The organism is Trebonia sp., assembly GCF_049794275.1.
GTDB lineage: Bacteria > Actinomycetota > Actinomycetes > Streptosporangiales > Streptosporangiaceae > Trebonia.
The window spans coordinates 1-3,851 of the sequence record NZ_JBARCR010000669.1; the positions used below are offsets into that span (position 1 = coordinate 1).

The 3,851-nt window shown below is 71.1% G+C and carries 6 protein-coding genes; 2 read left to right on the forward strand and 4 right to left on the reverse strand.

The genetic code is table 11. From position 1 onward, the window contains the following. Positions 1-1,102: adenylyl-sulfate kinase (cysC, locus tag WA805_RS17965; RefSeq protein WP_425242905.1), on the forward strand; the 1,102-nt coding region annotated here is incomplete at its 5' end. Here the strand turns inward: cysC and WA805_RS17970 are convergent. Continuing rightward, positions 1,099-1,419 carry a DUF4229 domain-containing protein gene (locus WA805_RS17970; RefSeq protein ID WP_424563100.1) on the reverse strand — a complete coding sequence of 107 codons (321 nt, stop codon included), beginning with the start codon at positions 1,417-1,419 and terminating at the stop codon, positions 1,099-1,101. The two genes, cysC and WA805_RS17970, sit on opposite strands and share 4 nt — an antisense overlap. Before the next feature lie 4 nt (positions 1,420-1,423). Then, positions 1,424-2,470, reverse strand: a complete 1,047-nt coding sequence (locus WA805_RS17975) for a threonine ammonia-lyase (RefSeq protein ID WP_422287342.1) — start codon at positions 2,468-2,470, stop codon at positions 1,424-1,426. Between the two features lie 168 nt (positions 2,471-2,638). Here WA805_RS17975 and WA805_RS17980 point away from each other — a divergent pair, with 168 nt between their 5' ends. Then, entirely contained in the window at positions 2,639-2,848 is a 210-nt protein-coding gene (locus tag WA805_RS17980; RefSeq protein WP_422281009.1) for a BldC family transcriptional regulator, read from the forward strand. A 77-nt stretch (positions 2,849-2,925) separates the two neighbouring features. Here the strand turns inward: WA805_RS17980 and WA805_RS17985 are convergent, their stop codons facing one another. Continuing rightward, positions 2,926-3,198 (reverse strand): hypothetical protein, encoded by a 273-nt coding sequence (locus tag WA805_RS17985; protein ID WP_422281007.1) that lies wholly within the window; start codon positions 3,196-3,198, stop codon positions 2,926-2,928. Positions 3,199-3,209: 11 nt separating this feature from the next. Then, positions 3,210-3,851: hypothetical protein (locus WA805_RS17990; protein ID WP_425242906.1), on the reverse strand; the 642-nt coding region annotated here is incomplete at its 5' end.

Below are 3,851 nucleotides of genomic sequence, written 5' to 3' on the forward strand. Positions count from 1 at the left end.
CGTGCGGGCCGGGTTCGCCGGCTGGCCGGTGCTCGCGCTCGCCACCAGGCGGCCGCTCGGGCAGCGGCACATCGGCCAGCTCAGGCACCTGGCCGGCCAGCTGAAGGCACGGATCCTGCTGCTCCCGCTGGTGTCCGGCCCGGCTGCCGTGGTGACCAGGCCGGAAGCCCTCGTGCGCGCGGTGCTCGCGGCGGCACGGCAGCTGCCTGACAGCACTCTTGTCGTCCCCGTACCGCTGCCTCCGCGGGCGAACCCCGACGAGGAACTCGCCGCGCTGGTGGTGATCGCCGCCGCGCATGGTGCGACACATTTGCTTACCGACACGGGGGGGCGCACGGACGCGGCCGCCAAGCTCGGGGTGGAGGTGCTTACCGAGCCCGAGTGGGCCTACGACCCCGCGGCCGAGGTCTGGCGGCCGCTTGGCCTGATCGCGCCGGGTACCGAGCGAGGCGAGCTCTCCGGCGCCGAGCTCGCCGAGCTGCTCGACACCGACGGCCCGGTGCCGTCGTGGCTGATGCCGGAGGGCGTAACCGCGGAGCTGCGCAGGGCGCGGCCGCCACGGTCCGCGCGCGGCATCGTCGTGTTCTTCACCGGGCTGTCCGGGTCAGGCAAGTCCACCCTCGCCCGCGACCTGCGTGACGCGCTGCTCGAGCGGGGTGACCGGACCGTGTCGCTGCTCGACGGCGACCTCGTCCGGCGGCTGCTGTCGGCGGGGCTGACCTTCTCCCGTGAGGACCGCGACCTGAACATCGCGCGGATCGGGTACGTGGCGACCGAGGTGGCCCGGCATGGCGGGATCGCGATCTGCGCGCCGATCGCGCCGTACGCGGCGGCCAGGTCGGCGGTCCGGTCCCAGGTCAGCGAGGTCGGCGACTTCGTGCTCGTGCACGTCTCGACGCCGCTCGCCGTGTGCGAGGCGCGTGACAGGAAGGGTCTGTACGCGAAGGCCCGCGCCGGGGTGATCGGGTCTTTCACCGGGATCTCCGACCCGTATGAGGAACCGACGGACGCCGACCTGGTGCTGGACACCTCGCTCGTGTCCCGGCGCGACGCGGTGGCGGCCGTGCTGGCGCACCTGTCCCGCGGCGGCTGGCTGAGCTAGCCGCGCGGCGCTGCCTCGCCGGAGGTCTCGGCCACCGCCGGTTCCCCAGCGGGGGCTTCTGCGTCTTCTGCGGCGGTGCCCTCTTCGAGGCGCTCGCGGAACTCTGTCGCCTTCGCGGTCACGCGGCCCAGCCTGCGGTTCAGCGCTCCGGCCAGCACCTCGCGCTGCCTGGACAGCAGCACGTAGCTCGCGAGCGCGCTGATCACGAACGCGAGCGCGAGCAGCAGGATCCCGCGCGCGCCGGCCAGGTAGAGCAGCACCACGGAGATGACCAGCAGCAGGATCCGTGCGGACGTATAGGCAAGTCCAGTTCGCATAGCACTACCGATTGTAGGACGTCGCTTCCGCGCCCAGGACCCCGGTCAGCAATCCCGGGTCGATGTTGCCGCCGGACAGCACGGCCACCAGGGGGGCGCCGTCGGCGGCAGCGAGCCCCAGCTCTGCGGCGGACCTGGACAAGCTCGCGGCCACGGCAACCGCGCCGCCCGGCTCGGCGACCAGCCGGGCCCGCAGGGCCAGCTGCCTGACCGCGGCGAGCATCTCGTCTTCCGTCACCGTGACAATGTCACTGACCAGCTCGCGGATGTGCGGAAAGGTCAGTTCGCCGACCTGCTCCACGCGCAGCGCGTCGGCCATGGTCCGCGCGGTGTCGGCGGCCTGCCATGCGACGCGGGTGCCGCTGTGCAGCGAGTCACGGGCGTCGGCGGCGAGTTCCGGCTCCACGCCGATGACCTTCGTCTCCGGCAGGAGCGCCGTGATAGCCACCGCGATGCCGGAGACGAGGCCGCCACCGCCGACCGGGACGAGCACGGCCCGCGGGGGCCGGGCCGCGAGGTCTTCCGCGATCTCGAGACCGATCGTCCCCTGCCCCGCGATCACCAGCCGGTGGTCGAAGGGCGGGATCTCGGCGTAGCCGCGGGTCTTCGCGATCTGCCCGGTCGCCGCGACTCGCGCGGCGAGGTTGGGCTCGACCCAGACGAGTTCCGCGCCTGCGCCCGCGATCGCGTCGGTCTTGACCCTCGGAGCGTTGTGCGGCACCACAATGGCCGCCTTGACGCCGAGCATCGCCGCGGCGTAAGCGACCGCGAACCCGTGGTTGCCGCTCGAGTGCGCCACCACGCCGCCGGGCCTCGTCACCGGGTCCTCGGTCAGCACGCGGATCGCGTTGTAGGCGCCGCGCAGCTTGAAAGCGCCGGTGGGCTGCAGCGACTCGGGCTTGACCAGCAGGTCCGGACGACCGGGGGATGGCGGCGTGGCATCGCTCGGCGCCACGGCACCGGGGAACGGGACCAGCGGGGTGCGGACGACGACGCCCGCGATCCTGTGCGCTGCCGCGCGTATCTCTTCGAGCGGAACCAGTTCAGCCACGCGTCAGCCTCCTCACGCACCAGCGTAGTGCCACGTCATGCGGAACTTACTGGTGAGTCACCCTGAGCGACGAGCGAATCGCTGAGGCAATTTCCCGAAATTGGGGCAGAAAGTATCCGTTTGTCGCCAAACTAGGGGCATACTCCGACCGAAGCGAGGAGATGGGACGTGGACGGCAACAATGAGCGGCTGCTCACCCCTGGGGAAGTGGCCGCCCTGTTCCGGGTGGATCCGAAGACTGTCACCAGGTGGGCGGCGTCAGGACGGATCACCAGCATCCGCACGCCTGGCGGGCACCGACGGTTCCGTGAATCCGAGGTGCGCGCCCTGTTGCGTGGCGACAGTGCGGCTTCACCTGAAGGGCACCCTGCGGCTTGACTTTGAGCGCGGACCTCGGGTGACTGAGGTCCGCGCTTCGCCCCTTGGGCCCGGTTAAGCCGCGCCCCTGTCGAGCGTCAGTCGGCCTCGGGATCCTGGCCCGGCCAGTACTGATCGCCCACTAGCCTGGCGAACTCCAGGAACTCCCTGTGCAGCGCGGCGTCGCCCTCGCGCCACTCCTGCCGCCGCTGCTCGACCTCGTCGGGGGTCAGCGCCTGCTCGGCGAGCCGGTCGTAGTCCGCGTCCTGCGGCCCGATCTCGACGTACACATCGCCGATGACCGGGCCGTCCTGACGGATGGCCGTCGCCGGAACCTGCAGGTTCCCGTTCGGCAGTCGAATGACAAACATCGCCTGATCACCTAGATGCCATAACGCCGGTTGAAGTACAGCATTACCCGCAACGCGATGCGCGTGTTACCGCCCAGCATGTCGACCAGTGCTGGCCGCTGCGCCGACGCTATCGCGGCAAAAGCGTCGGCGAAGAACTCCTTACGGCCAAGGCCGCCTCGCTGGCGGTGGAAGTCGCTCGCGATAAAGGGCTGGCATTGATCATAAATCATCCTGAACTCGGCGGAGTCGGATTGCCACTTGCCTGGCGGGCTGTCGAGATCGTCAAGCGCGTGCCCGACCTCGTGGCACATCACGTCAGGGGTCGGCGATGGCCGGGAGCCCACCACGATCTTGCGCTCGCCGTACGCGCCGGCGCAGGCGTCCCAGGTCGCCCGGCCGGACGGCAGCGGTACGCCGTGCAGCGCGCCCATGTCGTCGAGCTGAGGCACCCCGCCATCGCCCACGTAGATGCCGTCGAGCCCGGCAGCGAGCTTCTCCTGAAGTGCCCGCGGGAACTCCGCGAGCCGGTCGACAGCGGCGATCACCTCAGCCGACGGGGGCGCCGAGGCATCCCACTGCCGCCACAGGATCGTCTCGAGCGCGCCGCAGTTCCGCCGGCCGTCCGCGGTCGGCGGGTGGCCCTTCGGGTGCGGCGCCGCGAACGGCAGCGC

Coding starts and splice junctions, on each gene's coding strand:
- WA805_RS17985 (WP_422281007.1), bottom strand. CDS start 3,198: ATGTTTGTCATTCGACTGCCGAACGGGAACCTGCAGGTTCCGGCGACG.
- WA805_RS17970 (WP_424563100.1), bottom strand. CDS start 1,419: ATGCGAACTGGACTTGCCTATACGTCCGCACGGATCCTGCTGCTGGTC.